The 25,124-nt window shown below is 61.4% G+C and carries 23 protein-coding genes; 9 read left to right on the top strand and 14 right to left on the bottom strand.

Translation table 11 applies throughout. The features are described 5' to 3' along the window. Nucleotides 1-97: 97 nt before the first annotated feature. Entirely contained in the window at nucleotides 98-1,399 is a 1,302-nt protein-coding gene (gene clcB / locus FOT55_RS16775) for a voltage-gated ClC-type chloride channel ClcB (protein WP_025302717.1), read from the top strand. Here the strand turns inward: clcB and FOT55_RS16770 are convergent. Further along, the gene (locus FOT55_RS16770; protein WP_043143268.1) at nucleotides 1,396-1,788 is read right to left on the bottom strand and encodes a helix-turn-helix domain-containing protein; all 393 of its coding nucleotides are present in this window, start codon (nucleotides 1,786-1,788) and stop codon (nucleotides 1,396-1,398) included. The two genes, clcB and FOT55_RS16770, sit on opposite strands and share 4 nt — an antisense overlap. Nucleotides 1,789-1,857: 69 nt before the next feature. Between FOT55_RS16770 and FOT55_RS16765 the strand changes: the two genes are divergently transcribed. Further along, entirely contained in the window at nucleotides 1,858-2,352 is a 495-nt protein-coding gene (locus FOT55_RS16765) for a DUF2938 family protein (protein WP_141997966.1), read from the top strand. Nucleotides 2,353-2,357: 5 nt separating this feature from the next. Here FOT55_RS16765 and bioD read toward each other — a convergent pair whose 3' ends face one another. The 3 genes from bioD to FOT55_RS16750 all read right to left on the bottom strand — a co-directional run bounded on the left by bioD (nucleotide 2,358) and on the right by FOT55_RS16750 (nucleotide 5,435). Then, the gene (gene bioD / locus FOT55_RS16760) at nucleotides 2,358-3,023 is read right to left on the bottom strand and encodes a dethiobiotin synthase (protein ID WP_147823747.1); all 666 of its coding nucleotides are present in this window, start codon (nucleotides 3,021-3,023) and stop codon (nucleotides 2,358-2,360) included. Between the two features lie 144 nt (nucleotides 3,024-3,167). Further along, a complete protein-coding gene (gene mlc, locus FOT55_RS16755; RefSeq protein ID WP_025302713.1) occupies nucleotides 3,168-4,385 on the bottom strand; it encodes a sugar metabolism global transcriptional regulator Mlc in 1,218 nt (405 codons plus the stop codon). A gap of 159 nt (nucleotides 4,386-4,544) precedes the next feature. Further along, nucleotides 4,545-5,435, bottom strand: coding sequence for a LysR substrate-binding domain-containing protein (locus FOT55_RS16750; protein WP_025302712.1), 891 nt, complete (start codon nucleotides 5,433-5,435; stop codon nucleotides 4,545-4,547). Nucleotides 5,436-5,582: 147 nt separating this feature from the next. Here FOT55_RS16750 and FOT55_RS16745 point away from each other — a divergent pair, with 147 nt between their 5' ends. Further along, complete coding sequence (locus FOT55_RS16745) at nucleotides 5,583-6,851, top strand: MFS transporter (RefSeq protein WP_031300458.1); 1,269 nt, start codon at nucleotides 5,583-5,585, stop codon at nucleotides 6,849-6,851. A gap of 51 nt (nucleotides 6,852-6,902) precedes the next feature. Here the strand turns inward: FOT55_RS16745 and FOT55_RS16740 are convergent, their stop codons facing one another. After that, nucleotides 6,903-8,189 carry a glycoside hydrolase family 10 protein gene (locus tag FOT55_RS16740; protein WP_187181957.1) on the bottom strand — a complete coding sequence of 429 codons (1,287 nt, stop codon included), beginning with the start codon at nucleotides 8,187-8,189 and terminating at the stop codon, nucleotides 6,903-6,905. A gap of 126 nt (nucleotides 8,190-8,315) precedes the next feature. Then, nucleotides 8,316-10,112 (bottom strand): glycoside hydrolase family 3 protein, encoded by a 1,797-nt coding sequence (locus FOT55_RS16735; RefSeq protein ID WP_147823746.1) that lies wholly within the window; start codon nucleotides 10,110-10,112, stop codon nucleotides 8,316-8,318. Between the two features lie 366 nt (nucleotides 10,113-10,478). On the opposite strand from FOT55_RS16735, the gene tus reads away from it, so the two are divergent. Continuing rightward, complete coding sequence (gene tus, locus FOT55_RS16730) at nucleotides 10,479-11,417, top strand: DNA replication terminus site-binding protein (protein ID WP_049295509.1); 939 nt, start codon at nucleotides 10,479-10,481, stop codon at nucleotides 11,415-11,417. Here the strand turns inward: tus and FOT55_RS16725 are convergent. The 3 genes from FOT55_RS16725 to FOT55_RS16715 all read right to left on the bottom strand — a co-directional run bounded on the left by FOT55_RS16725 (nucleotide 11,407) and on the right by FOT55_RS16715 (nucleotide 13,447). Next, entirely contained in the window at nucleotides 11,407-11,775 is a 369-nt protein-coding gene (locus FOT55_RS16725; RefSeq protein WP_147823745.1) for a VOC family protein, read from the bottom strand. The two genes, tus and FOT55_RS16725, sit on opposite strands and share 11 nt — an antisense overlap. Before the next feature lie 90 nt (nucleotides 11,776-11,865). Next, a complete protein-coding gene (locus FOT55_RS16720) occupies nucleotides 11,866-12,555 on the bottom strand; it encodes a helix-turn-helix transcriptional regulator (protein WP_025302706.1) in 690 nt (229 codons plus the stop codon). 1 nt (nucleotide 12,556) lies between these two features. Beyond that, on the bottom strand, nucleotides 12,557-13,447 hold the full coding sequence (locus FOT55_RS16715) for a LysR family transcriptional regulator (protein WP_025302705.1): 891 nt from the start codon (nucleotides 13,445-13,447) through the stop codon (nucleotides 12,557-12,559). Between the two features lie 103 nt (nucleotides 13,448-13,550). Between FOT55_RS16715 and FOT55_RS16710 the strand changes: the two genes are divergently transcribed. Further along, nucleotides 13,551-14,216 (top strand): peroxiredoxin-like family protein, encoded by a 666-nt coding sequence (locus tag FOT55_RS16710; protein WP_147823744.1) that lies wholly within the window; start codon nucleotides 13,551-13,553, stop codon nucleotides 14,214-14,216. Between the two features lie 48 nt (nucleotides 14,217-14,264). Here the strand turns inward: FOT55_RS16710 and fumC are convergent, their stop codons facing one another. Next, entirely contained in the window at nucleotides 14,265-15,662 is a 1,398-nt protein-coding gene (fumC, locus tag FOT55_RS16705; protein WP_025302703.1) for a class II fumarate hydratase, read from the bottom strand. A 231-nt stretch (nucleotides 15,663-15,893) separates the two neighbouring features. Continuing rightward, nucleotides 15,894-16,226, bottom strand: coding sequence for a hypothetical protein (locus tag FOT55_RS16700; RefSeq protein WP_025302702.1), 333 nt, complete (start codon nucleotides 16,224-16,226; stop codon nucleotides 15,894-15,896). Between the two features lie 476 nt (nucleotides 16,227-16,702). On the opposite strand from FOT55_RS16700, the gene manA reads away from it, so the two are divergent. Further along, nucleotides 16,703-17,881: a mannose-6-phosphate isomerase gene (gene manA / locus FOT55_RS16695; protein ID WP_025302701.1), complete on the top strand. Its 1,179-nt coding sequence runs from the start codon at nucleotides 16,703-16,705 to the stop codon at nucleotides 17,879-17,881. A 140-nt stretch (nucleotides 17,882-18,021) separates the two neighbouring features. Then, on the top strand, nucleotides 18,022-19,554 hold the full coding sequence (locus FOT55_RS16690; protein ID WP_025302700.1) for a YdgA family protein: 1,533 nt from the start codon (nucleotides 18,022-18,024) through the stop codon (nucleotides 19,552-19,554). Nucleotides 19,555-19,598: 44 nt separating this feature from the next. Here the strand turns inward: FOT55_RS16690 and FOT55_RS16685 are convergent, their stop codons facing one another. After that, nucleotides 19,599-20,762 carry a serine hydrolase domain-containing protein gene (locus FOT55_RS16685; RefSeq protein WP_049208133.1) on the bottom strand — a complete coding sequence of 388 codons (1,164 nt, stop codon included), beginning with the start codon at nucleotides 20,760-20,762 and terminating at the stop codon, nucleotides 19,599-19,601. 102 nt (nucleotides 20,763-20,864) lie between these two features. Here FOT55_RS16685 and FOT55_RS16680 point away from each other — a divergent pair, with 102 nt between their 5' ends. Beyond that, nucleotides 20,865-21,773, top strand: coding sequence for a LysR family transcriptional regulator (locus FOT55_RS16680; protein ID WP_025302698.1), 909 nt, complete (start codon nucleotides 20,865-20,867; stop codon nucleotides 21,771-21,773). Between the two features lie 26 nt (nucleotides 21,774-21,799). On the opposite strand, the gene blaSRT is transcribed toward FOT55_RS16680, so the two are convergent. Beyond that, nucleotides 21,800-22,936 (bottom strand): SRT/SST family class C beta-lactamase, encoded by a 1,137-nt coding sequence (gene blaSRT / locus FOT55_RS16675; RefSeq protein WP_025302697.1) that lies wholly within the window; start codon nucleotides 22,934-22,936, stop codon nucleotides 21,800-21,802. Nucleotides 22,937-23,142: 206 nt separating this feature from the next. On the opposite strand from blaSRT, the gene FOT55_RS16670 reads away from it, so the two are divergent. Further along, complete coding sequence (locus FOT55_RS16670; protein WP_043143290.1) at nucleotides 23,143-24,024, top strand: LysR family transcriptional regulator; 882 nt, start codon at nucleotides 23,143-23,145, stop codon at nucleotides 24,022-24,024. On the opposite strand, the gene FOT55_RS16665 is transcribed toward FOT55_RS16670, so the two are convergent. Then, nucleotides 24,021-25,052, bottom strand: a complete 1,032-nt coding sequence (locus tag FOT55_RS16665; RefSeq protein ID WP_147823743.1) for a Mal regulon transcriptional regulator MalI — start codon at nucleotides 25,050-25,052, stop codon at nucleotides 24,021-24,023. The two genes, FOT55_RS16670 and FOT55_RS16665, sit on opposite strands and share 4 nt — an antisense overlap. Nucleotides 25,053-25,124 lie beyond the last annotated feature (72 nt).

The raw sequence follows: 25,124 nt of genomic DNA, 5'->3' as shown, positions 1-25,124 counted from the left end.
TATGCCGCAGTTTGCTAAAGATTCACTGGTCATCGGCCGGAGCGCCAAGCACAATGCGCTGATGACCCTTTGATTTTTCTCACGACGCCGCCCACGCATGAAAAGATTGGTCCACCTGCACCACTATCGCGCCCTGCTGCGCAGCCTGCTTATCGCCGTGTTTATCGGCGTCGCCGCCGCCCTGGCGGTGTGGCTGTTCCACCGTTCGATGATTGGCCTTGAGTGGCTGCTGCTCGGCAATGCCGACGGCAGCCTGGTGGCCGCCGCCGCCGCGCTGCCCGGCTGGCGACGCGCGCTGACGCCCGCGCTGGGCGGTCTGGCGGCGGGCCTGCTGCTGTATATTCACCAGCGCTACCGCCACCAGCGTCCGGCTGCGCCCACCGACTATATGGAAGCGATTGAGACCGGCAACGGCAAGCTGGATACCGGCGCCAGTCTGGTGAAGTGTCTGGCGTCGCTGCTGGTGGTGTCGAGCGGCAGCGCCATCGGCCGCGAAGGCGCGATGATCCTGCTGGCGGCGCTGGTGGGCTCGTTGTTTGCCCAGCGCTTTACGCACGAGAAAGAATGGAAACTGTGGGTGGCCTGCGCTGCCGCCGCCGGGATGGCCAGCGCCTATCATGCGCCGCTGGCGGGCAGCCTGTTTATCGCCGAGATCCTGTTCGGCACCCTGATGCTGGCCTCGCTCGGCCCGGTGGTGATCGCCGCAGTGAGCGCCCTGCTGATGACCAACCTGCTCAACGGCGGCCAGGCGCCGCTCTACCTGGTGACGCCGCTATCCGCCCCTCTGCCGACACAATACCTGCTGATGGCGCTGGTCGGCGTGGTGGCCGGCGCCGGCGGGCCGCTGTTTTTATGGCTGATGACCGCCACCGGCCGCGCGTTCCGATCGCTGCGTTTGAAGCCGCCGTTGCAGCTGGCGTTGGGCGGCCTGATCGTCGGGCTGCTTTCGCTGCTGTTCCCACAGGTGTGGGGCAACGGTTACAGCGTGGTACAGGCGCTGCTGATTGCGCCACCGGGGGTGTTGCTGCTGGGGGCGATCCTGGTATGTAAACTGTTGGCAATCCTTGCCAGCAGCGGGTCGGGAGCACCCGGCGGGGTCTTCACCCCGACGCTGTTCGTCGGCGCCGCGCTCGGCTCGATCATCGGTCAGCTGTTTGGCCTGTGGCCGGGCATGGATGCGGCGGTGCCGCTGCTGCTGGCACTGACCGGCATGGCTACCCTGCTGGCCGCTACCACCCATGCGCCGATCATGGCGGCGCTGATGGTGTTTGAAATGACCGGCGAATACGCGCTGCTGCCCGGCATTCTGCTCGCCTGCGTGATCGCCACCACCGTGTCGCGCGGCCTGCGACCGGTGTCGGTGTACCACACGGCGCCGCCGCCCAAACGCGAGGCTTAGAACTCACCCTGCTGCAATATTTTCCTGAACTGCGGGCACTGAAGGTGCTCGGGTTCAGGACAATCGACCATGTGCCGCAGCCCGTCGCGCACCTGCATCAGGCGCTGGATATGGCGATCCAGCTCATCCGCCCGCGCCGCCAGCAGCCCGCGATCGATCGCGATTTGGCCCCGTTCGTCAAACAAGGCACTCATCTCATCCAACGTAAAGCCGGCCAGGCGCGCGAGCGCAATCAGCCGCAGTTGATCGAGCACCCCGGCGGCGTATTGACGGCGCAAACCGTGGCGACCTATCGACGCGATCAGCCCCTTTTTCTCGTAATGCCGCAGCGCAGAAGGCGCGACTCCGCTCAGGCGCGCCACCGCGCCGATATCCAGTTCTTTTGCCATTGACTTGAAGCCGACTTTAAGTTGCACACTGTGCGCACATTATCACGTCACTGAGTTAAGGACACCCGTATGACCCCCGATATGTTAGTGCGCATCCTGTTAACCGGCGCCGGCGCCACCCTCTGCATGGATTTGTGGGCGTTGCTGCTGAAGCGGCGCTTTGGCATCCCTTCCCTCGATTACGCGCTGGTGGGCCGCTGGTTTCTCGGCATGTTCGACGGCCGCTGGTTTCACGCCACCATCGTCACGGCGCCGCCGCGCCGGGGTGAGAGAAAAATCGGCTGGATACTGCACTACGCCATCGGCTTGGCGTTCGCCTTTATCCCGCTCGGTTTGGCGGGCATCGAGTGGTATGCGGCGCCGGAACCGCGCATCGCGCTGTTGAGCGGCTGGCTGAGCCTGGCGGCGCCGTTTCTGGTGATGCAGCCCGCGCTGGGCTTTGGCGTGGCGGCGGCGAAAACCGCCAATCCGCGCAGAGCGCGGCTCCTCAGCCTGCTCACCCACACGGTGTATGGGCTGGGCCTGCTGATCGCCGCCCGATTGTTGGCGACGTTCTGTGCCTGAATGGGCTACAGCAACGTGGAAATATCGAGGTAGTGCGCCAGTTCGCGCTGCTCCGCGCGCGGCAGATACGGAATTTCACCCAGCAGCGGCGCGGAAATGCGCTGCTGCAGCGCCGTGATGGTTTCGGCGTAGTGCGCCAACCCCGGATTGATGCGGTTGGCCACCCAGCCCAGCAGCGGCAGGCCGTCGTTGATGATCGACTGCGCGGTCAGCAGCGCGTGGCTGACGCAGCCCAGCTTGATGCCCACCACCAGCACCACCGGCAGTTGCTCCTGCACCACCCATTCGGCGTACGGCCGCAGATCGTTCATCAGCACGCGCCAGCCGCCGCTGCCCTCCACCACCACCGTATCAGCTTTGGCGGACAGATCCCGCAGGCCGCTGCTCATCAGGCCATAGTTGATATCCTCGGTCGCATGCGCGTGAAACACCTCATCCAGACAAGTGATGGGGTTGATCTCCTCGTAGGGCAGCGGCAAGGTTGAAGATGCCTGCAACACCAAAGCGTCTTTATTGCGGATGCCCTCGCTGGTTTCCTGGCAGCGCGCGGCGATCGGCTTGTAGCCGGCCACTGAACGGCCTTCGGCGGCCAGCGCCTGCATCAACCCGCGGGAAACCACGGTTTTACCGACGTCGGTATCCGTGCCTGTCACAAATAAACGCTTCAACATGAATAAAATGCCCCAGAATGCCCCGTTAACAATGTGTCGCCGCATCGGCGGCGAAGAAGTCTTTCGGAAAAATTCTAGGGGATGCTGCCACGTAGGGGCTTGAGGTAGCTCAATCTTTTGCGGGATTAATAAGAAGTTCTGATGTTAGCCTTGCAGCAATTGCACCAGCAGCGAACCGTTGTACAGCGCCTCTTTCACCAGCGCGGCGCCGGGCATGGTGCCCTTATTGAAGAACTGCGTGGATTCGACCTTGACCTGCTCGCTGTAGGCCGGCAGCGCCTGCTGGCGAATGCAGGACGCGATGGCCGGGTGCAGGATCTCCGCCGCGCGGTTGAGCGGCGAGCCCACCAGGATCTTCTCCGGATTGAACAGGTTGACCATGATCGCCAGAATGCGCCCCACGCTGTGGCCGACGCCGAGAATGATGTCCCGCGCCAGCTGATCGCCCGCCAGCGCGGCGTCGCACAACGATTCAACGGTCAGCGGCGCGCCGTGCAGGCTGGAGCTCATCGAACCGCTCAGCCGCTGCTGGGCGATCTCCAGGATGTTCTCGATGCTGGCTACGGTTTCAAGGCAGCCGTGGTTGCCGCAATAGCAGCGTTTGCCGTACGGATCGACCTGGGTGTGGCCGATCTCCACCACGCTGTGGCTGCCGGCATGCAGCACGTGGCCGCCGGTGATCACCCCGGCGCCGACGTTGTGGTCGATCACCACCTGAATCACGTTCTGGCTGCCGCGCGAGGCGCCATACAGCGCCTCGGCCATGGTCCAGGCGCTGATGTCATGCTGCAGGTAAACCGGCAGGCCGGTGCGGGTTTCCAGCGCCGGGCCGAGCGGCATCTCCAGCACGTCGTAAAACGGCATGCGGTGCACCACGCCGGACTGCACGTCGATCATGCCCGGCAGCGTGATGGCGATCGCCGTCAGCCGCTCCAGCTTGCTTTGGTGGCGGATAAAGAATTGGTCGACTTCGGTCAGGATGCGTTTCAGCAGCGGTTCAGGGTGTTCGGCCGCCAGCGGCAGCAACTCTTCCACCACCAGTTTGCTGCTGAGATCGCGCAGCGCCAGCGTGATGCTGCCGCGGCTGATACGGGCGGAAAGGTAATGCCAAGCCTCGGTGTCCAGCACCAGCCCCACCGCCGGGCGGCCCCGGCTGCCGATTTCCTGGTACTCGGTTTCCTTGACCAGATGGGCTTCCAGCAGTTCGCGCACGATCTTGGTGATGCTGGCGGGCGCCAGCTGTGCGCGTTTTGACAGTTCGATACGCGAAATCGGGCCCAGCTGATCGATTAGCCGATAAACCGCCCCCGCATTGGTCTGCTTGATTTGATCGATATGCCCAGGCTGCCCAACCGCAATCACAAACCGGCTCCTACTATTTTTCGCGCTTCTAAATAAAGACTAGGGGTTATGGTGGGGCTTTTGTCATACAGCGTCAACTATTTGATTCGTTATGTGATTTGCTGCACAAATTCCTCGCAATTTCAGCGTGAATTGATTTTTATTTGCCCAACCTCAACGTCATTTCAGCATCAACGCCATCAGCGCCTGCGCCGCGGCGGTCAGCGGCCGGCGGCGGTGATGAACCAGCCAAACTTCGGTGGTGGCGTCCGGCTCCGCCAGCGGCAAATAGCGCACGCCGTCCACCCGCACTCGGGCGAATGACGCTGGCAAAATCGACACCCCCAACCCGGCGGAGACCAGCCCGATGATGGTCATCGCTTCCCCCACTTCCTGGGTGATATAGGGAGTAATGCCGGCCTTGCTGAGCAGCAGCAGGATTTCGTCATACAGCGCGGTGCCCACTTCGCGCGAGAAGAACACGAACGGCTCCTGCGCCAGGTGTTGAAAACGCAGCGCGCCGCCGGGCGTTTCCGCCAGCGGATGCCCCTCCGGCACCACCGCCACCAGCGGTTCGCGCAGCAACAGCTGATAGTGCAGCGCTTCCGGCAGCCGCGTGTTGCGCATCACCCCCAGATCCAGCTCACCGTTCAGCAGCGGTTCGATCTGCTGTTTGGTGTTGATTTCGCGCATTTTGATATGCACCTGCGGGGACTGCTGACGAAAGGTGCGCAGGCTGCGCGCCACCACGCCGATAAAGGGCGCGGAAGAGGTAAAGCCGATGGTCATTTCCCCCAGTTCGCCACGATCCAGACGCGCCGCCTTTTCCGCCGCGCGCCCGACCTGATCGAGCACCTGGTAGGCTTCTTTGAGGAACATTTCCCCGGCCTGGGTCAAACTGACGTTGCGGTTGTTGCGCGCCAGCAGCCGCGCGCCGACCATCTCTTCCAGCGCCTGGATTTGCTGGCTGAGCGGTGGCTGGGAGATCCGCAACCGCTCGGCGGCACGGCCAAAATGCAGCTCTTCCGCCACGGCAATAAAGTAACGCAGGTGTCTCAGCTCGATATTCATATTTAAAACGTCTTAATTTTAATTATTAATATATTAGACAAAAAAATCGCCACTCCCTATCATTTTGTTATCTGCAAAGTGTCTGTTTATCTCCCCGAAGTTCGGTAAGGAAACGCTGTGACAACCCCTGTGCGTTCTGCGGCCGTGATGCCGTCGACGCTGGCCGCCAACGATGACGCGGCCGCTGCGCCAAAAGTAAAACGCTCCACCCTCAACAACAAACTCCCCTATATCGAACGCGGCACGCCGCAGTTTATGCGCGTAACGCTGGCGCTGTTTTCCGCCGGGCTGGCGACCTTCGCGCTACTCTACTGCGTGCAGCCGATCCTGCCGGTGCTGTCGCAAGACTTCGGCGTATCGCCGGCGGAAAGCAGCCTGTCGCTTTCGGTCTCTACCGGCCTGCTGGCGATCGGCCTGATGTTCACCGGGCCGCTGTCAGACGCCATCGGCCGTAAATCGGTGATGGTGGTAGCGCTGCTGCTGGCGGCGGTCTGCACGCTGATCTGCGCCTTTATGACCAGTTGGCACGGCATTTTGCTGATGCGCGCGCTGATCGGCCTGTCGCTGAGCGGCGTGGCGGCGGTCGGCATGACCTATCTCAGCGAAGAGATCCATCCCAGCTTCGTCGCCTTCTCGATGGGGCTGTACATCAGCGGCAACTCGATCGGCGGCATGAGCGGTCGCCTGGTGACCGGGGTATTGACCGACTTCTTCTCCTGGCGCGTATCGCTCGGGGTCATCGGCCTGTTCGCCCTCGCCGCCGCCTGCATGTTCTGGCGTATCCTGCCTGCCTCGCGGCATTTTCGCGCCAGCTCGCTGCGCCCGCGCACCCTGCTGATCAACTTCAAGCTGCATTGGCACGATAAGGGCCTGCCGCTGCTGTTCGCGGAAGGTTTCCTGCTGATGGGCAGCTTCGTCACCCTGTTCAACTATATCGGCTATCGCCTGCTGGCGGATCCTTACCACCTGAGCCAGGCGATTGTCGGCCTGCTGTCGGTGGTGTACCTCACCGGTTCCTACAGCTCGCCCAAGGCCGGCGCGCTCACCTCGCGCTTCGGACGTGGCCCGGTGCTGCTGGCGTCAATCGTGATTATGCTGATCGGGATCCTGATTACCGCGCTGCCGCAGGTGCCGGCGATCTTTATCGGCATGATGCTGTTCACCGCCGGTTTCTTCGCCGCCCACTCGGTGGCCAGCAGCTGGATTGGCCGCCGTGCGCGCCGCGCCAAAGGCCAGGCGTCGTCGCTGTATCTGTTCTGCTATTACGTCGGCTCCAGCGTGGCCGGCACCCTCGGCGGCGTGTTCTGGCACAGCTTCGGCTGGAATGGCGTAGCGGCGTTTATCAGCCTGATGCTGTTGCTGGCGCTGCTGGTGGTGCATTACCTGAAACGCCTGCCGGAAGCCGCTCGTCTTTGAAAAGAAAAAGCCGCGGCGATTTGCCGCGGCTCGTCCTGCCAGTGCCTGTGATTATTGACCGGTTTTCCAGCGGGTGCGCAGGTACTCCACGGCCTTATCCGTTTGCGGCTCGGTCAGATAGCGTTGCCGGAACAGGATGGTTCCCCCCATCCCCGGCAGGCTCTCGTTGAGATCCAACTGCCTTTTCAGCTCGGGAACGCCGCCATCGACGGTCCAGGCCGGCTCGCTGGCCGATGGCGTGCCCACTTTATACAGCGCCACCCCGGCATAGAGCCGAACCGGCGTGCCTTTCACCACCTCGGCCCACCAGTTGGCCAGCACGTCGTAGCGGACAATTTCACGATCAAAAGGCCAATACAGCTGTGGTGCGATATAGTCGAGCAGCCCCAGTTTTACCCACTGGCGCGTATCGGCATAGGCCGTATCGTACGATGGCGCCCCTGCCCGCGTCGCCGAGCCGGCAGGATCGTCCGCTTGGTTTCGCCATACGCCCGCCGGGCTGACGCCAAACGCAACCGCGGGTTTCAACGCTTTGACGGTGGCTGAAACCTGTTTTATCAATTGCAGCGTGTTGTCCCTGCGCCAGGCGGCTTTGTCTGCAAACCCTTTGCCGTAGGCGCGATACGTCTTCCCATCATCCAGCGGCGATTGCGGCGTTTCGTAATAGAAATAATCGTCAAATTGAATGCCATCGACATCATAGTTTTTGACTATTTCAGCCACCACGCCGGTGATCCAGTTGCGCACGTCGGGTAAGCCAGGATCGAGCACGAAGCGGTCGTTGGCCGTGCGGATCCAGTCAGGATGCAGCGCATAGACGCTGGCCGGTGGGGACTGCAACGTCTGATTAAGTGCATCAATCGTTTGCTGTCGGGTATTCATGGAAACCCGATAAGGGTTCAGCCAGGCGTGGACCTTGATACCGCGCCGGTGCGCTTCTTGCAGCATAAAGGCCAGCGGATCATAACCCGGATCCTGGCCCACGGTGCCGGTCAAGACCTCAGACCAAGGCAAGATGTCAGAACGCCACAGGGCCGTTCCGTCCGGTTTAACCTGAAAATACACCGTGTTAATCCCGGTTTTCACCATGTCGTCCAGTGCGTCCGTCAGCCCCTGCTGCTGCAGGCGCACCCGCTCTTGCGCCGTTTCCGCTTTCAGGGAGGCCGCCGGCGGCCAGTCCAAGCCAATGACCGTGGCCAGCCAGATGCCCCGCATCGGTGTAACCGGCGGTGTCGGCTGTGCAGGTTTCTCCGGTTCGGGGGGCTTGGCGCATCCGCTCACGCCCAGCATGGCGGCCATCAACAGCCATCCGCCTAGTTTTGTTGCGCCTGTCGGCATAAATATTCTCCTTCCGTGAGTGACGGTTATCCCATGTCGTTTCGTGCAGAGCAAGAAACCGCCCGCTTTCTCAACGCGAGCAAGCTGCCGGCGTCGCCCTTTCTGACGACGCCGGTACTTGTCCCATTACCAGCTCAGCCCGGTCCCGCGAGGGAATGCGATCTTGCCCGTGTTGGTCTCCACATCGTAGTCATGCCAGGTGTTGACCGGCAGTTTTCCGTGCGGTGTGATTTTTCCCGTCAGCACCTGTGCCAGAGATATCATCGAGGGACCGCGCCACACGCCGCTGTCATACCCGTAGTAAGAATAGGTGGCGACGGCCGCCTCCACGTCTGCGGCATAGTTCACGATATCGTAAGGTGCGCGCAGTGAGAGGTGAACGCGCTTTTTCCCCTGTTCGGCGGCGTATTTCAACCAGCCCAGATAAGGGCTGCTGTCATTACTCGCTCCGGTTGCGGAGGTAATGACCCCATCCTGTTCAGCAGGCGTAAAGCGGGTCGAAAGCGTGCCGAGCAGGAACACGTCGCAATCGGCAATATGCGCCCTGACCTGAGCATCGCTCAGTTCCGTTTCCTTCGCGGCAACGACGTTCTGGTAGCCTTCCTGTGCCATCACGTTAGCGATGCCTTTGGCCTGCTCACCCCACGGGGTCAGGATAAAATAGCGCAGCGCTTTGTCTTTCAACGGCAGCAGGCTGTGACGGTTGATAACCACGGTAATGGAGCGATCGGCAATGCGCTTTTCCAGCTTGTGTGCTGACAACGCGGCGTCGTTGGAACAAGGTTTATCGCTATGCCCCATCAGGCCATGGCGTAATTTCAGGCGCAAAATGCGCTCGACCGAGGCATCGATATCAGCCTCGCTGAGATGCCCCGTTTTCACCCTTTCCGCAAGATAACGAATCAGGTCCGGCAGCAGGTTAGCCTGGGCCGGCGAAGCGATGCTGACAGGCATCAGGGCGATATCCACCCCGGCGGCAAAGACGTTTTCAGCCGCCCCCTGTTGGGTGAAGTGCTCAGCAATCGCGCCCATATCCAGCGCGTCTGAAATCGTTACGCCGGCATACCCCAACTCATTGCGCAGAATCTGTGTCTGAATTTCATGCGACATGGTGGCCGGCACCGTGATTTTATCACCGTTGCGGGTGTCGATCTGGCGGTTGTCCAGAGCCGGATACTGAATATGCGCGGTCATGACCATGTCCGGCGCCGCGCAGCGATCGATAGCTTGCTTATAAGGGGCGATATCGATGGCGAAAGCCTCTTCCCGCGTGCGATCGACGCGCGGCAAACCGGTATGCGAGTCGGTGGAGGTGCTGCCATGGCCAGGGAAGTGTTTGTAAGCGGTGATCAGCCCTTGCTTCTTCATCCCCGCCACTATTTTCTCGGCCAGGCGGGACACTGTGTTCTTATCATCGCTGAAGGCGCGAACGTTAATCACCGGGTTGAACGGGTTGGTGTTGACGTCCACGACCGGGGCAAAGTTGGTATTGATATGCAACGCGCGCATATCCTGGGCCATCAGCTTGCCCTGTTCAACGGCGAGCTGTTTATCCGCACCGTCCTCAATCGCCGCCGCCAGCGCCATATTGCCGGGGAATGAGGCATAGTCGCCGCGCGGCAGCCGGAAAACGTTACCGCCCTCATTATCCGTGCCGATAAACAGGCGAATGCCGGCGTGCGTTTTCATCGCGGCATACCAGGCCGTCAACGTTTTGATCTGCTGCTTGTCTTTAAGATTATTGGCGAACAGGATCACCCCGCCCACGTGGTTATCGGCGATCAGCTTGCCAATGGCTTCATCGGGAACGGTCATATCCTGATTGCTGCTACCGTTCCGATCCCAGTAGCGAAAATCCAGCATGATTTTTTGCCCGATCTTCTCTTCCAGCGTCATGTTTTTGACTTTCTGTTTAATATCCACAGTAAACCTCCTGTTAAAGCACCCGTTAATGACAGAAGAAAAGATAACCCCAAGGGCTCATAGCGTCCTGCCATTCTGTTTGTTCCAGCGATTGGACAACGGCAAACGAGAAATGGACTAAACAAAAAATAAACGAGCGGGAAAAAATTCATCCATGAATCAAAACCATAAGAAGACCAGGTTTATTTTCGACAATCACGCTTACCCGCATGTGTGGCAGACGAGCGAGAGAATTCCCCCTGCTACCCGCCCTATTTCCCCCTGGTAAGCCGGGCGGGCAGTTAAGCCGAGTATTTCCCCATCGCCGATGTTGCCCCCAGCCTGCTACTCTCCTATAGTATGTTGTAACTAAAATAGGAGCGTACGATGAGCAGATACGATGTGATTGGCCGAATGAATGCCTGCTTTGTCGAGCTAGAGCAGGCGCTGGGCGCATTGCAGCAGCAGATCACCCCGCTGCGCTTGCTGGCAGCGCGGGTGTTCAGCCTGCCTGAGGTTGAAAAAGGCCAGGAACATCAGGCTATCTCGCATATCGCGGTCGAACAGCATGTGGGACAAGCGGCGCGCGATCTGGCGCTGGAGCATTATCAGCGGCTGTTCATCCACCATAACCGGGAGAATGTCAGCAGCAAGGCCGCCGTGCGCCTGCCCGGCGTTATCTGTCTGGCGGTGGAGCAACCGGAATATCTGACGCTGCAGGCGCAGCTGGCGCTGATCAACCGCCTGAAGGGCGAACTGGAGCAGATTATCACCGTCGATTCCGGTCTGGCGCCGGAGCAGCGTTTCGAGTTCGTACACACCCATTTGCACGGGCTGATTACCCTCAGCGCCTACCGCACCCTCACCGCCCTGACCAACCCCGACTCGGTGCGCTTCGGCTGGGCCAACAAGCACATCATCAAAAACGTCAAGCGGGACGACATCCTGGCGCAGCTGGAGAAAAGCCTGAAAGCCGGCCGCGCGGTGCCGCCGCACAGCCGTGAACAGTGGGCCGCCCTGGTCAGCCGCGAAATAGACGATGTCAGCCGTCTGCCGCAGCACGCGACGCTGAAAATCAAGCGGCCGGTCAAAGTACAACCTATCGCCCGCGTGTGGTATCAGCAGCAGCAAAAGCAGGTGCAGCACCCCTGCCCGCTGCCGCTGATCGCCCTGTGTCAGGTAGAGAGCGGCGCCGCAGTGCCAAAGATTGGCGAGCTGCTCAACTACGACGTCGACGCGGTGAAACACCGTTACAAACCCGACGCCCGGCCGCTGCGGCTGCTGGTGCCGCGCTTGCACCTGTATGCCGATGACGCTACTCGTTGAGGGCATATACTCGCAGGCGATGGCCGTCCGGATCCCGTGCGACGAAGGTGTAACCGAATTCCATCTCGGTCGGCGTTTGCTCGATAGGCAGCCCGAGTTCGCGCCACTGGTTATAGCGCGCCTCGACCTCTTGCGGATCCTGGCACAAGAAGCCCAGCTCACCGCCGCCGCCGGTCAACGTGGCAGCGGGTTTTACCCCCTGTTTGGCCCACATCCCCAGCTTGAAGCCGTTGTTGAGCACAAACAGGGCGAAGCCGGGAGAAAGCTCTACCGGCGCCTGTCCCAGTAAACGTTGATAAAAGGCGGCACTGTTCAGCGGATTGTCGACGTAAAGCAGGGTCATGCTGGGAAGGGTCATCGGTCTGTCCTCTGGATGATGGGAACCGGCCGGTTCCCGATAGGCACAGACTAAGGCGCGCGACTGACAGTTTATGGCAGCAGCGTGCCGCTATTGCTCCGCAATGCCCTCGCTGAGGCGCCACTCTTTCAGCAGCCGCCGCCGTCCGCGCGGATAGCGCGGTTCCAACGGCGTGGCGGCCTGGATGCGGTCGAGGCGAAAATGACGAAAGGCCTGGCGTAGCTCGCACCAGGCGACCAACATCTGGAACTGGTCGAAAAAGCCCAGTGCAAAGGGCCACAGCAGGCGTTCGCTGCGCTGCCCCGCCAGGTCAAGATAGTCGATATGCAGCTTGCGCTCGCGGCGGATGGTGTCACGGATCAGCACCCGCAGCTCATCCGCCACCGGCGGCGCCTGAACCGGCGCTATCAACAGCGTGTTGGCCTCAAGCTCCTCCCGCAGTGCCGGCGGCAGCACGTCGGCGATCTTGGCCAGCGCCTGGCCCGCCGCACTCGCCAGCTGACTGTCGCCGTGGCGGCTGACCCAGCGCATCCCCAGCACCAGTGCTTCTGTCTCCGCCTGCGAGAACATCAGCGGCGGTAGCATGAAGCCGGGGCGCAGCACATAACCGACGCCCGCCTCGCCGGCGATCTCCGCCCCCTGCTGCTGCAGCGTGGCGATATCGCGGTACAGCGTGCGCATGCTGATGCCCAGCGTCTGCGCCAGCGCATGGCCCGCTACAGGATAACGGTGGCTACGCAACAGCTGCATCAGATCGAGTAAACGTTGTGCGCGCGACATATCACGGCTCCCTGCATAACGCGGTTTGGACAAAATCGGCAAAGGCCCGCGCCTTGGCCGAAACGAAATGGCCGCCGGGGAACACCGCCCACAGCGCCAGCGGCGGCAGTTGCCAGTCCGCTAAGGCCGCAATCGCCGCCCCGCTTTGCAGCTCGTTGCGAAACATGCCTTCGCTGGCGACGGTAGCACCGAAGTCCGCCATCACCAGCTCGCGCACGCACTCCGCCGCGTTGACCCGCATGCGCCCTGGCAGCCGCAGCGTGCGCTGTTCCTCTCCACGGCTGAAGCGCCACTGCTCGCCGCCGCCACGGTGATGGTAAATCACCATCTCATGCTGCAACAGATCTTCCGGCCGCTGCGGCATACCGGCAGCGGCAAAATAGCCGGGCGTGCCGATCACGCATTGCTTTACCTCACCCAGCTTGCGGGCGGTAAAGCCGGAATCCTCCAATTCGCCAATACACAGGGCAATATCGATGCCCTCTTCAATCAGCGACAAATTGCCGTCATCCAGCAGCAGATCGACGTTCAACCGCGGATTGGCGCGCATAAACGCCGTCAAATCAGGCAAGGGAACGATGCGGGCGAACACCGCCGCCGAAGCGACCCGAAGCCGGCCGCTCAGGGTCTCGCCAGCGCTCTGCACCAGCGCTTCGGTCTCCGCCAGCTCGTTAAGGATACGTCGGGTGCGTTGATACAGCTGCTGTCCCGCATCCGTCGGCTGCAGGCCGTGGGTCGAGCGCAGCATCAGGCGCGTGCCGAGCTGCTGTTCCAGCCGCGCCACCGCTTTTGAGACCGCCGGCTGCCCCACATGCAGCCGCCGCGCTGCCGCGGTAAAGGAACCGCTCTCGTAAACGCAGGCATAGGTTTCGTAATCGGCAAATTTACCCATGACATTCCTTGATGGAATAACGGTTAGCATTTATTGCAGTCTACACGCGCCATTTAGGAATGGGCAAGATGAGCGCTCCCCCTCATTCCCATCAGGAGAACGCATGACACTGCAAGACAAACTCGATGCCTTCAAAGTGGCATTCGAAACCGACCAACTGCCGTTCAAACTCGCGGCGCAAGATCACGCGCTGATGCGTGAGGCGACCCAGGCGCAGATCGCGTCGGGCATTACCGAATGCGCGCTGACGGTCGGCGACGCCGCGCCCGGCTTTATCCTACCGGACAGCGAAAACCGGCCATGCTCTTCCGCGGCGCTGTTGGCGAAGGGCCCACTGGTCATCAGTTTCTATCGCGGGGTCTGGTGCCCTTACTGTACGCTCGATCTGCAGGCGCTGCAGGCCGCACTCCCCGCCATCACGCATCACGGCGCGCAGCTCGTGGCCATTTCACCGCAGAGCGCGGTGCATAACCGCCAGGCCGCGCGCGATCACGATCTCACCTTTCCGCTGCTCAGCGATGCAGGCAATCGCCTGGCGGCTCAATTCGGCCTGCGTTACCGCCTGCCGGACGCGCTGATCGCCCTGTATCAACAGCGGCTCGGCCTCGATCTGGCGCAGTTCAACCAGGATGACAGCTGGACGCTGCCGCTGCCGGCGCGGTTCGTCATTACTCCCGATGGCCGTATTGTCTACGCCGAAGCGCACGCCGATTACACCCGGCGGCCGGAGCCGCAGGCGCTGTTGTCGGTGCTGGAAGGATTAGCATGAAAAGACGGGGCGCAACCGCGCCCCGTTAAGAGATGGTGATGAACGCGGTTACTTCTGCATGCTGCCGACCATCGCCTCCGGGCGTACCCATTCATCGAACTGCGCTTCGGTCAGATAGCCGAGCTTCAGCGCCGCGGCTTTCAGCGTCAGCCCTTCCTTGTGCGCTTTCTTGGCGATTTCCGCCGCTTTGTCATAACCGATATGGGTGTTGAGCGCCGTCACCAACATCAGCGATTCATTCAGCAACTGGGTGATGCGATCGCGGTTCGGTTCGATGCCCACCGCGCAGTGCTCGTTAAAGCCCTGCATGCCGTCGGCCAGCAGGCGAATCGACTGCAGGTAGTTGTGGATCACCATCGGGCGAAACACGTTCAGCTCGAAGTTGCCGGAAGCCCCGCCGATGTTCACCGCCACGTCGTTGCCCAGCACCTGCGCGCACAGCATGGTCATCGCTTCGCACTGGGTCGGGTTGACCTTGCCCGGCATGATGGAGCTGCCCGGCTCGTTCTCCGGGATCGAGATCTCGCCGATGCCGCAGCGCGGGCCAGACGCCAGCCAGCGCACGTCGTTGGCGATCTTCATCAGCGAAGCCGCCAGCCCTTTCAGCGCGCCATGCCCTTGCACCAACGCATCGCAGGTCGCCAGCGCTTCGAACTTGTTCGGCGCGGTGACGAACGGCTGATGGGTCAATTCCGCCAGCGCTTTAGCGACGCGCACCGCGTACTCCGGATGGGTATTCAGGCCGGTGCCGACCGCCGTGCCGCCCAGCGCCAGCTCGGCGATGTGCGGAATACTGTCCTCGATGTGTTTCAGATTGTGCGCCAGCATCGCCGCCCAGCCAGAGATTTCCTGCCCCAGGGTCAGCGGCGTGGCGTCCTGCAGGTGGGTGCGGCCGATTTTAACGATGTCGCGGTAGGCTTCGGCCTTGTCGCTCAGCGTCTTGTGCAGCACTTTCAGCTCGGGGATCAGGTGCTCGCGCAGCGCAATCACCGCCGCCACGTGCATCGCGGTGGGAAACACGTCGTTGGAGCTCTGGCTTTTATTGACGTCGTCGTTCGGATGCACCTTGCGCTCTTCACCGCGCACGCCGCCCAGTAGCTCGCTGGCGCGATTGGCCAACACTTCGTTCATGTTCATGTTGGTCTGGGTACCGGAGCCGGTTTGCCAGATGGACAGCGGGAACTGGTCAGCATGACGATCCGCCAGCACTTCGTCGGCGGCGTTGATGATGGCGGCACCCCGCTCGGCCGGCAGCAGCCCCAGATCCACGTTCACCTGCGCGGCGGCGCGCTTGGTCAACGCCAGCGCGTGGATCAGCGCGGTCGGCATCTTTTCGGAGGAAATACGGAAATGCGCCAACGAACGCTGGGTTTGCGCGCCCCACAGCTTGTCGGCCGCGACTTCGATGGGGCCCATAGAGTCTTTTTCGATACGAACGCCTGCCATCATGATCTCCTTAGCATAATTCCTAAAATTGTAGGGTTAGGCCGACGCGCTACCCCCCCGTCGGCATGCACTCCCAGTATAGTGACATAATAACTATTCGCATTAAGAGAGTTATCTCACAGCACGTTTCATCTCTTTTACCCATCAATGACGCGGTTATTTTCCGCCGGTTAACCCGCGCCGAAATAAACGGCCGGAAATGAGTCCGGAGAATAAAAATGTGGGTAGCCATTAACGCGGATGACGCGAATTAAAATTATTGATGCGTTGCGCCTGTAAATGATTGAGCTCATCGATACGTTGTTGCTGCAGATGATTGATCTCGTCATAGGCGTCCTGCCGTTCATTATGCCGATACGCCCCGGTCGCCACCGCGCCGGCGGTAAGTGCCAGCGGGTGCGCCACGGGTGCGATCGCGGTGGGAACTGCTACCGGCGCGGGTGCAACGACGATCGGTGCCGGCGCGATCACCACGGCGCGCGGAGCCGCGTAGGGATAGGCGACAATCACCGCCGCCTGAGCTGCGCCGGTGCAAAAGCCCAACAACAACAACAGTTTTTTCATGCAACAGACCTCTTGTTTCGTTAAATCGACTCGTTGGCCGTTACGGTAAAGGGGTCTGACGCGCCGGTTTAAGCTCGGCGTGTGATCGCCCGGCGCAGCGCGAAAATAATAATAAGGGAATGGCTCAGACGGTAAAAAATAAATTCAGCCGACATAGTTTGACATGTTGAAGAATAAATAATGACGCAGGATAAGCGGGCTATCGGCAATAACCCATTCTCCCAAAGAATAATCTTGCGACGGATTTTCTGGGCCGCGTTGAGACTTGCGCACCAATTGAGACGCCGATCGTTATCACGCTATACTTTGGCCCCGTTGCCGGGCGCGACGTTATCCGGCGATGTTTTGATCGCGCCCATGATTTTTCCTGCCGACGCGAGGGTATGATGGTCGTCGGCATAGATTGAGTTAACCGTATAAAATCATAAGGTTAATTGCCAATAGTGCGGCAATGACGCAGAAGGACGTTTATCGACATGCAAAAAATGACCAACGCGGTACAGAATTACGCTTGGGGCAGCCACGACGCGCTGACCCGTCTTTACGGCATCGCCAACCCGGATAATCAGCCGATGGCCGAACTGTGGATGGGCGCCCATCCCAAGAGCCCTTCCCGCGTGCCGGGCGCCGACGGTGAACTGCGTTCGCTGCGCGATCTGATCGACGAAGACCAGCCAAAACAGCTGGGCGCCAACGTCGCCAGCCGTTTTGGCGAGTTGCCGTTCCTGTTTAAAGTGCTGTGCGCCGATCAGCCGCTGTCGATCCAGGTCCACCCGAGCAAAGCGGCGGCCGAGGTCGGATTCGCGAAAGAGAACGCCGCCGGCATCCCGCTGAGCGCCGCCGAACGCAACTACAAAGATCCCAATCACAAGCCCGAGCTGGTGTTCGCGCTGACGCCGTTCCTGGCGATGAACGGTTTTCGTGAATTGGCCGATATCGTTTCCCTGCTGCAACCTATCGCCGGCGCGCACCACGATATCGCCGCCTTCCTGCAGCAGCCGGACACCGCCCATCTGTCTACCCTGTTCGCCAGCCTGTTGACGATGAGCGGCGAGCAGAAGTCGCTGGCACTCGGCGTGCTGAAAGCCGCGCTCAACAACCAGCAGGGTGAACCCTGGGATACCGTGCGGTTCATCGCCGGTTTCTATCCGGACGACAGCGGCCTGTTCTCACCGCTGCTGCTGAACGTGGTGCAGCTCGCGCCGGGCGAAGCGATGTTCCTGTATGCCGAAACGCCGCACGCCTACCTGAAAGGCGTGGCGCTGGAAGTGATGGCCAACTCGGATAACGTGCTGCGTGCCGGCCTGACGCCGAAATTTATCGACGTGCCCGAGCTGCTGGCCAACCTGCAGTTTCGCCCGCAGCCGGCTTCCGGCCTGCTGACCCAACCGGAGCGGCGCGGCAACGAGCTGTTCTTCCCGATCCCGGTGGAAGATTTCGCCTTCTCACTGCACGATTTGACCGCCGCGCCGCAGGCGCTGGCACAGCGGAGCGCGGCTATCGTGTTCTGCGTCAGCGGCGAAGCAACGCTGGAAAAATCCGGGCAGCGCCTGACGCTCAAACCGGGTGAATCCTGCTTTATCGGCGCCTTCGAATCCCCGGTCAACGTCAGCGGCAGCGGCCGCATCGCCCGGGTTTATAACCAACTGGCCTAACCGTTGATAAATTTCAGCAAATTGCTTGCTGAAAGCGAGAGCTGCCCCCACAATTAAACGCCTGCGGGCGTTTTTTGGCGGCCCCTATTTGCCCCTCCCACGCAACGGAGGGTGATAAGAAAAAAGGATGAAACAGAGCTATGAAAAAATCGTTAGTCGCTGTCAGCGTCATTGTCGTTCTTGGCGCAGCATGGACCGGGGCATCCTGGTACACCGGGAAACAGATCGAGCAGCACATGGGCGAAGTCGTCGACAACGCCAACGGCCAACTGAAAGCCTACCTGCCGAAAGCCGGCGTCAAGCTGAGCTATGAAAATTACCAGCGCGGCCTGTTCAGCAGTAAAGTGCGTTATGTGCTGCGTTCCGACGGCACGGATACCAGTGAAAACGCGGCGCTGAAAGCCGGTGAAGAAGTGGCGTTCCTGGAAACCATCGATCACGGTCCGTTCCCGTTCGCGCAGCTGAAAAAATTCAACCTGCTGCCGAGCATGGCGTCGGTGCATACCGAGCTGGAAAACACCCCGGCGGTGAAAGGCCTGTTTGAAACCACCAAAGGCAAATCGCTGTTTACCGCCGATTCGCGCATCTCGTACAGCGGCGATACCGCGTCCACCATCGACTTTATCCCACTGGACTACCAGAAGGATAAATCTTCGTTGAAATTCAGCGGCGCCACCATTGACGCCGACGTGTCCCGCGATCTGAAAAAATTCGCGCTGGACGCCAATAGCGACACTATCGTGTTCGCCAGCCCGAACGAATTCGGCCAAAACGAGCAGATCACCTTCCAGGGCTTCAACCTGAAAGGCAACAGCAACGAAAGCAAGTTCGGCGTGAAGCTCGGCGATCAGACGATGACCCTGAAACAGTTCAAACTGACGATCGACGGTAAAGACACCGTGGCGTTGGACGGTTTCAATCTGGTGAGCAAGTTCGGCGAGCAAGGCAGCAGCAACATCGGCGGCCAGATCGATTACACCATGGACGCGCTCAAGGTGCAGGGCAACGACTTCGGCGCCGGTAAACTGACGCTGAAAATCGACAACGTCGACGGCAAGGCGCTGAAAGACTTCTCCGACAGCTACAACCGCCAAACCATGGCGCTGCTGCAGCAGGGCGAGAACCTGGATCCGGACGTCTACGAACAGCAGACCTCCGAGATGCTGCAAAAGAACCTGCCGATGCTGCTGAAAGGCAACCCAAGCCTCAGCATCGCCCCGCTGAGCTGGAAAAACAGCAAGGGTGAGAGCCTCTTCACGCTGGATCTGGCGATGACCGATCCGAGCAAGGCCGCCTCCCCGGCACAGTCGCCGGATCAAGTGATCGCTCAGGCGGTCAAAAAGCTGGATCTCAGCCTGACCATTCCAGAAGCGATGGCCACCGAAGTGACCGCGAAGACCGCTCTGTTGCAGGGTTACAATGAGGAAGACGCGCAGAAACTGGCGCAGCAGCAAGTGCAGGGCCTGGCGGCCATGGGCCAGATGTTCAAGCTGACCACCCAGAAAGACGGCGTGATCGCGAGCAAGTTCCACTACGCTGACAATCAGGTTGACCTGAACGGCAACAAGATGTCGCTGCAGGAGTTCATCGGCCAGTTCGCCATGCTGGGCGCCCCGGCGGAAGACGCTGAACCGGCGCAGGAAGCGGAACCCGCTCCGGCACCGGCGCAGTAATCGCCTGAAAGCCTGACAAGGGCCCCCTGCGGGGCCCTTTTTATTTACCCCTGCAGCGCCGCATACACCGCATCGCGGATCTGCTGCGGATAGCGGCCGCACATGCCCTCAAACGCGGTGTTGGTCAGTATCACCACGCTCAGCTGCGCCTGTGGATCAAAGAACCAGCTGTGGCCATAAACGCCGCCCCAGGTCAGCGTGCCGACATGCTGCGGCGTCTGCGCCGCTTCTGCGTCCACCAGCAGCGCGCCGCCGAAACCAAATCCCCAGCCCGGCCCTTGCGTTTGCGCCTGCGCCCCCACATGCGGACTGCGCAGCAACGCCACCGTGTCCGGCTGCAAGATGCCCTGCCCGCCGCTGCGCAACGCTTCCACCAGCTGCAGCACATCGTCGGCATCGCCGACCATGCCCGCGCCGCCGGAAGGATAAGCCTCCGCGTTAAGCGCCCGCGCGGGTGAAAACAGCACCTCGCCCCCCGCCATCTCCTCCGGCAGCGCCACCCGCAGGCCTTCATGCATGCGCTGCGGCCCTTGCGGCGTGTTGTAATACGGCGTCGCCAGATTCGCGGCGTCCGTCGTATAAAACGCGGTATTGCCGAGCCCCAGCGGCCGCGCCACCCATTCGACAAACAGCTGCGGCAGCGGCATGCCCGTCACCCGCTCCAACACCGCGCCAAGCACGTCGATAGCCAGCGAATAATTGAAGCGCTCTCCCGGTTGCGACAGCAACGGTGCCTGCGCCAACAGCCGCAGGTTTTGCTCCAGCGTCAGCGTCGACAGCTCCACGCCGTCCTGGATCCCCAACTGATGGTAAACGCCTGCCGGCGGTTGGTTCAGCCGATAGTCCAGCCCGGCGGTATGACTCAGCAAATGACGGATCTTGATCGTCGGGCGCCGGCCATCCGCCAGCGCCGGGGTAAACCACGGCAGCCAGTCGCTGACCGCATCGTCCAGGCTCAGCTTGCCCCGTTCAATCAGGCGCAGCGCCGCCAGCGTGGTATAGGGTTTGGAAACCGACGACAGCCGAAACTGCGTTTCTCGCCGCATCGGCCGCCGCGCTTCGCGATCGGCATAACCGGCCGCGCCGGCGTAACAAATCTCGCCCTGCCGCGCCACCAGCACCACGCTGCCCACGATGCGCCCTTCGGCCATCGCCTGTTGATCGATCGCCGCGATCCGTTCTGTTAACGCCCGTTGTGTTGCCGACATGATTTTTATCTCGCTGAGGGAAAGTAAAACCAGTCTAAAACGTTCTTCATAAATTAAAATAAGGCATAATTTAATGAATCATTAAGCACAGGTTATTAATAGATGAGTTCACTCCTGCAACTGCTGCCCTATTTCGAAGCCGTCGCACGCCTGGGCAACTTTACCCGCGCAGCCAACCAACTGGGCGTCACGCCGCCGGCGGTGTCACAAAACATTCAGGCGCTGGAGAATCAGCTGGGGGTGCGCTTATTTCACCGCACCAGCCGCTCGGTGCGCCTCAGCGACGAGGGCCGGTTGTTCTATCAGAAGGTCTCGCCGGCCATGAGCCAGATCGACGTGGCGGCAGACGACGTGCGCACCCTGGGCGCACAGCCGGCGGGCCTGCTGCGCATCACGCTGCCGCAACTGGCCGCTTCGCTGCTGGTGATGCCGCACCTGGCGGAATTTCAACGGCGCTATCCCGAAGTACAGCTTGAGCTGTTTACCGAAGACCGCTTTTCCGATCTGGTACTGGGCAGTTTCGATGCCGGCATTCGCATGCACGCGATGCTGCAAAAGGACATGATCGCCGTGCCAATCGACAACGGCCAGCGCCGGGTGCTGGTCGCCTCGCCCGACTATCTGACGCGCTGCGGCGTACCGGCCACGCCGGACGATCTGCCAGCTCACCACTGCCTGCGCTACCGCTTTCCCGGCAGCGGAAAAATGGAGCCCTGGTATTTCAGCCTGGGCGACGATGAACGCGCGCTGGACGTCAGCGGCAGTTTGATCTTTAACGAGGATCGGTTGATCAAGGATGCGGCATTGGCGGGCCTGGGTATCGCACAGCGTTTTCAGGGCACGGTGGTGCAAGAACTGGCGCAGGGGCAACTGGTGGAAGTGCTGCCGGAGTATGCCAGCGAGGCATCGGGATTTTTCATCTACTTTCCCGCCGGCAGGCATCTGCCGCTCAAGCTGCGCGCCTTTATCGATTTCATGCGCGAGCGGCGTGAACGGCAGCATCGGTGGTAGGGGCGCCTCGCCGTCGCCCCTGAGCGTCAGTGCTTCTCCAGCGCCTGGATGATGTGGTAAGCCGCCTCGACGCGATCGTCATTCGGGAACCACTTGTTGGCCAACATCACCACGGCGATATTCTTCGCCGGGATAAACACCGCGTAGGTGGAGAAACCGCCGGTAGAGCCGGTTTTGTTATACCAGCCGGCGCGCAATTCCGGCTGCGGCGGCGTGATGGCGGTGGCCGGCGTGCCGTTCATGATCATCCCGGCGTTGTTGCCTTCAACCAAACGCGACAGCTTCACCGGATACGGGTAGTTCTCCCACATCAGATCCTGCGTGAACGCACCCGCCTTGTAATAACCGACGTGCGTGGCGGCCAGCGCCTCGCGCCACGGCTGCGCCACCTTCACCTGCTGCAGGTTGGCGTCCAGATAGCGAATCAGATCGCGGGCGTTGGACTTGATGCCGTAAGACTCGGCGTCCAGCGGGCCGGGATTGACCCGCACCGGTTTATCGTCCTTGCTGTAGCCCTGCGCATAGTTGGCCATCTGCGCAGCCGGCACCTGAACGTAGGTGTGGCTCATGCCCAACGCCGGCAGCATCCCCTGTTCCATCGCCTGGATAAACGGCTGGTCGAGGCTCTTGGCGGCGATCATGCCCAGCATGCCGATGCCGAGGTTGGAATAGACGCGGTAGCTGCCCGCCGGGTGTTTCGGCTGCCAGGCCCGGTAGTACGCCATCAGTTGGGCGTTGTCGGTTACGTCGTCCGGCACGAACAGCGGCAAACCGGAGGTATGCGTCGCCAGATTCAGCAGGCTGACGCCGTCGAAGGCGCTGCCGCGCAGCTCGGGCAGGTAGCGGCTGGCCGGGTCTTTAAACGACAGTTTGCCCTGCTGCTGCGCATAGACCGCCAGCGTCGCGGTGAAGGTTTTGCTCAGCGAGCCCACTTCGAACAGCGTCTGCTCGGTGATCGGTTTGCCGGTCTGCTTCGAGGCAACGCCATACGGGTAAATCTGCTGTTTGCCGTCGACCGACACGGCGATCGCCATGCCCGGCACGCCATATTTTTTCATCAGCGGCTGAATAACGGCGTCGATATCCTGCTGCTGCGCGGCGTGCGCGGTCGGCAGGATCAGTGCGGCGATCAGCGCGGCCGCCAGGCGGTTCATTTTCGTCATGATAGAAGCTCTTAGGTTGCAGGGCATCGGCCGCGGCCAAAAGTTTTTGTTGGCGTTATACACGGCGCTTTCCCTGATTGATGATGTCATTCCTTTACGGCTGCCGCGACGTTCTCAGCAGCCGCGCCAAATATCGGATTTTGCCGCCGGGTTGACAAGCGATAATAATTTCAGCCAGCATAAAGAAAAACTTATGGCTATCAACAATGCGCAATCGACTTCCCCTCAACGCCCTGCGGGCGTTCGAATCCTCCGCCCGCCACCTGAACTTCACCCGCGCCGGCCTGGAGCTGCGGGTGACCCAGGCCGCCATCAGCCAGCAGGTACGCATGCTGGAAGAACAGCTGGGCATCCAGCTGTTCCGCCGCCTGCCGCGCGGGCTCGATTTGACCGAAGAGGGTCAGGCGCTGCTGCCGGTGTTGAGCGACGCCTTCGACAGCATTGAGGCGGTGCTGCAGCAGTTCGAAGGCGGGCATTTCCACGAGGTGCTGACGGTGGCGGTGGTCGGCACCTTCGCCGTCGGCTGGCTGATGCCGAGGCTGGCGGCGTTCCGCACGGCGCACCCGTTTATCGATCTGCGGGTGCTAACCCACAACAATCTGGTCAATCTGTCGGCCGACGGTATGGATTTCGCCATCCGCTTCGGCGAAGGCCTCTGGCCCGCCACCTGCAATATTAAGCTGTTCGACGCGCCGCTGACGGTGCTCTGCCCGCCGACGGTCGCCGCGCGCCTGAGCACGCCGCAGGATCTGCAGCACGAGCAGCTGATGCGCACCTACCGCAAGGATGAATGGGAGCGCTGGTTCACGGCGGCGCAGGTGACGCCGTGGCGGATCAACGGCCCGGTGTTCGACTCGTCAAGGCTGATGGTGGAAGGCGCGATCCAGTGCGATGGCGTGGCGCTGGCGCCGGTCAGCATGTTCCGCCGCGAACTGGCCGCCGGCGCGCTGCAAAGGCCGTTTGCCACCGAGGCCGCGCTCGGCGCCTATTGGCTGACCCATTTGAAGTCGCGGGATCTGACGCCGGCGATGAAAACCTTTATCGGTTGGATCCGCCGGGAGGCGGAAGAGGAGCAGCGGCGGGACTAGGCGGAGCCGCGCCGGATCAGCGTCGGCGGCAGAATGACGTTCTGCGCCGGCAGGTCGGCGTCACCGATACGCTGCAGCAGGCGCGCAGCGGCGCTGCGCCCCACTTCCCGCGCCGAGCTGGAGACGAAGGTCAGCGGCGGTTCGGTCAGCTCGGCCTCCGGCACGTCGCCGAAACCGATCAGCGCTACCTGCCGGCCGTAGTAGGCGTCGACCCCGTCCGAGCCGATGCTGCGGCCGCTGCGCGTCAGGCCAAAATAGGCGCCGAGCGCGACCGACGCCTTGTGGCAAACGATGGCGGTAATGTTCGGGTAGTGGCGCAGCAGCTGTTCCGCCGCTTCCGCCGCCTCACGCTGCCGGCAATCACACTCGACGATCCATTCGCTGCGAAACGGCAGGCCGTACTGTACCAGCGTGGCGCAAAATCCGCCCAGCCGCTCGGCGCGCGTCAATGAGTCGCTCTGGCCGCCGAGGTAAGCAATTTGGCTGTGGCCGCGTTTGATCAAAAATTCGGTGGCCAGCTTGGCGGCCTGCATATTGTCCGGCCGCACCACGTCCACGCCCTCGAGACCGCTGGAGCGCGCCACGCACACCAGCGGCACGCTCTGCTCGGCCGCCTTTTCCTTCAGGCCCGCCGCCGCGCGGATGCCGCCCGCCAGCACGATGCCGTCAACGCCCTGCGCCAGCAGCGCGTCAAACGCCCGCTGCAAGCCTTGGCCATCGCGCCCGCTCTGGGTTAAAAACAGCAGCTTGTCGTGCGCCTCCAGCGCCTCGCTCAGCCCGGCGGTCATTTCGGCATAGAAGGGTTCGCAGATGTCGCGCAGAATAAGGCCAATCACTCCGGACTCCGCGCCGCGCAGCGTCGCCGCCTGGCGATTGCGCACATAACCCAGCTGCTCTATCGCCTGATTGACCTTCTCGACGGTGGTCGGCGAAATGCGCCCCTTGCCGCTCAACACCAGGGAAACCGTGGTGACCGACACGCCCGCCTGCTGCGCCACATCGGTGATGGTGATTTTTTTGATGCTCATAGTCTCTGCGAACCCGTTCCTGGGCAACCCGCGCCGTAATGATCAAGGGTATACCGAATCCGTTAGCTCAGT

Source organism: Serratia bockelmannii (genome assembly GCF_008011855.1).
In the GTDB taxonomy this organism is placed as follows: domain Bacteria; phylum Pseudomonadota; class Gammaproteobacteria; order Enterobacterales; family Enterobacteriaceae; genus Serratia; species Serratia bockelmannii.
Note: the sequence above shows the minus strand (reverse complement) of the source record. Positions and strands in the feature narration are given on the sequence as shown.

Bases quoted from the DNA above. Each gene is read 5' to 3' on its own strand.
- clcB (WP_025302717.1), top strand. From the start codon at position 98: ATGAAAAGATTGGTCCACCTGCACCACTATCGCGCCCTGCTGCGCAGC.
- FOT55_RS16770 (WP_043143268.1), bottom strand. From the start codon at position 1,788: ATGGCAAAAGAACTGGATATCGGCGCGGTGGCGCGCCTGAGCGGAGTC.
- FOT55_RS16765 (WP_141997966.1), top strand. From the start codon at position 1,858: ATGACCCCCGATATGTTAGTGCGCATCCTGTTAACCGGCGCCGGCGCC.
- bioD (WP_147823747.1), bottom strand. From the start codon at position 3,023: ATGTTGAAGCGTTTATTTGTGACAGGCACGGATACCGACGTCGGTAAA.
- FOT55_RS16750 (WP_025302712.1), bottom strand. From the start codon at position 5,435: ATGAATATCGAGCTGAGACACCTGCGTTACTTTATTGCCGTGGCGGAA.
- FOT55_RS16745 (WP_031300458.1), top strand. From the start codon at position 5,583: ATGCCGTCGACGCTGGCCGCCAACGATGACGCGGCCGCTGCGCCAAAA.
- FOT55_RS16740 (WP_187181957.1), bottom strand. From the start codon at position 8,189: ATGCCGACAGGCGCAACAAAACTAGGCGGATGGCTGTTGATGGCCGCC.
- tus (WP_049295509.1), top strand. From the start codon at position 10,479: ATGAGCAGATACGATGTGATTGGCCGAATGAATGCCTGCTTTGTCGAG.
- FOT55_RS16725 (WP_147823745.1), bottom strand. From the start codon at position 11,775: ATGACCCTTCCCAGCATGACCCTGCTTTACGTCGACAATCCGCTGAAC.
- FOT55_RS16720 (WP_025302706.1), bottom strand. From the start codon at position 12,555: ATGTCGCGCGCACAACGTTTACTCGATCTGATGCAGCTGTTGCGTAGC.
- FOT55_RS16715 (WP_025302705.1), bottom strand. From the start codon at position 13,447: ATGGGTAAATTTGCCGATTACGAAACCTATGCCTGCGTTTACGAGAGC.
- FOT55_RS16710 (WP_147823744.1), top strand. From the start codon at position 13,551: ATGACACTGCAAGACAAACTCGATGCCTTCAAAGTGGCATTCGAAACC.
- fumC (WP_025302703.1), bottom strand. From the start codon at position 15,662: ATGGCAGGCGTTCGTATCGAAAAAGACTCTATGGGCCCCATCGAAGTC.
- FOT55_RS16700 (WP_025302702.1), bottom strand. From the start codon at position 16,226: ATGAAAAAACTGTTGTTGTTGTTGGGCTTTTGCACCGGCGCAGCTCAG.
- manA (WP_025302701.1), top strand. From the start codon at position 16,703: ATGCAAAAAATGACCAACGCGGTACAGAATTACGCTTGGGGCAGCCAC.
- FOT55_RS16690 (WP_025302700.1), top strand. From the start codon at position 18,022: ATGAAAAAATCGTTAGTCGCTGTCAGCGTCATTGTCGTTCTTGGCGCA.
- FOT55_RS16685 (WP_049208133.1), bottom strand. From the start codon at position 20,762: ATGTCGGCAACACAACGGGCGTTAACAGAACGGATCGCGGCGATCGAT.
- FOT55_RS16680 (WP_025302698.1), top strand. From the start codon at position 20,865: ATGAGTTCACTCCTGCAACTGCTGCCCTATTTCGAAGCCGTCGCACGC.
- blaSRT (WP_025302697.1), bottom strand. From the start codon at position 22,936: ATGACGAAAATGAACCGCCTGGCGGCCGCGCTGATCGCCGCACTGATC.
- FOT55_RS16670 (WP_043143290.1), top strand. From the start codon at position 23,143: ATGCGCAATCGACTTCCCCTCAACGCCCTGCGGGCGTTCGAATCCTCC.
- FOT55_RS16665 (WP_147823743.1), bottom strand. From the start codon at position 25,052: ATGAGCATCAAAAAAATCACCATCACCGATGTGGCGCAGCAGGCGGGC.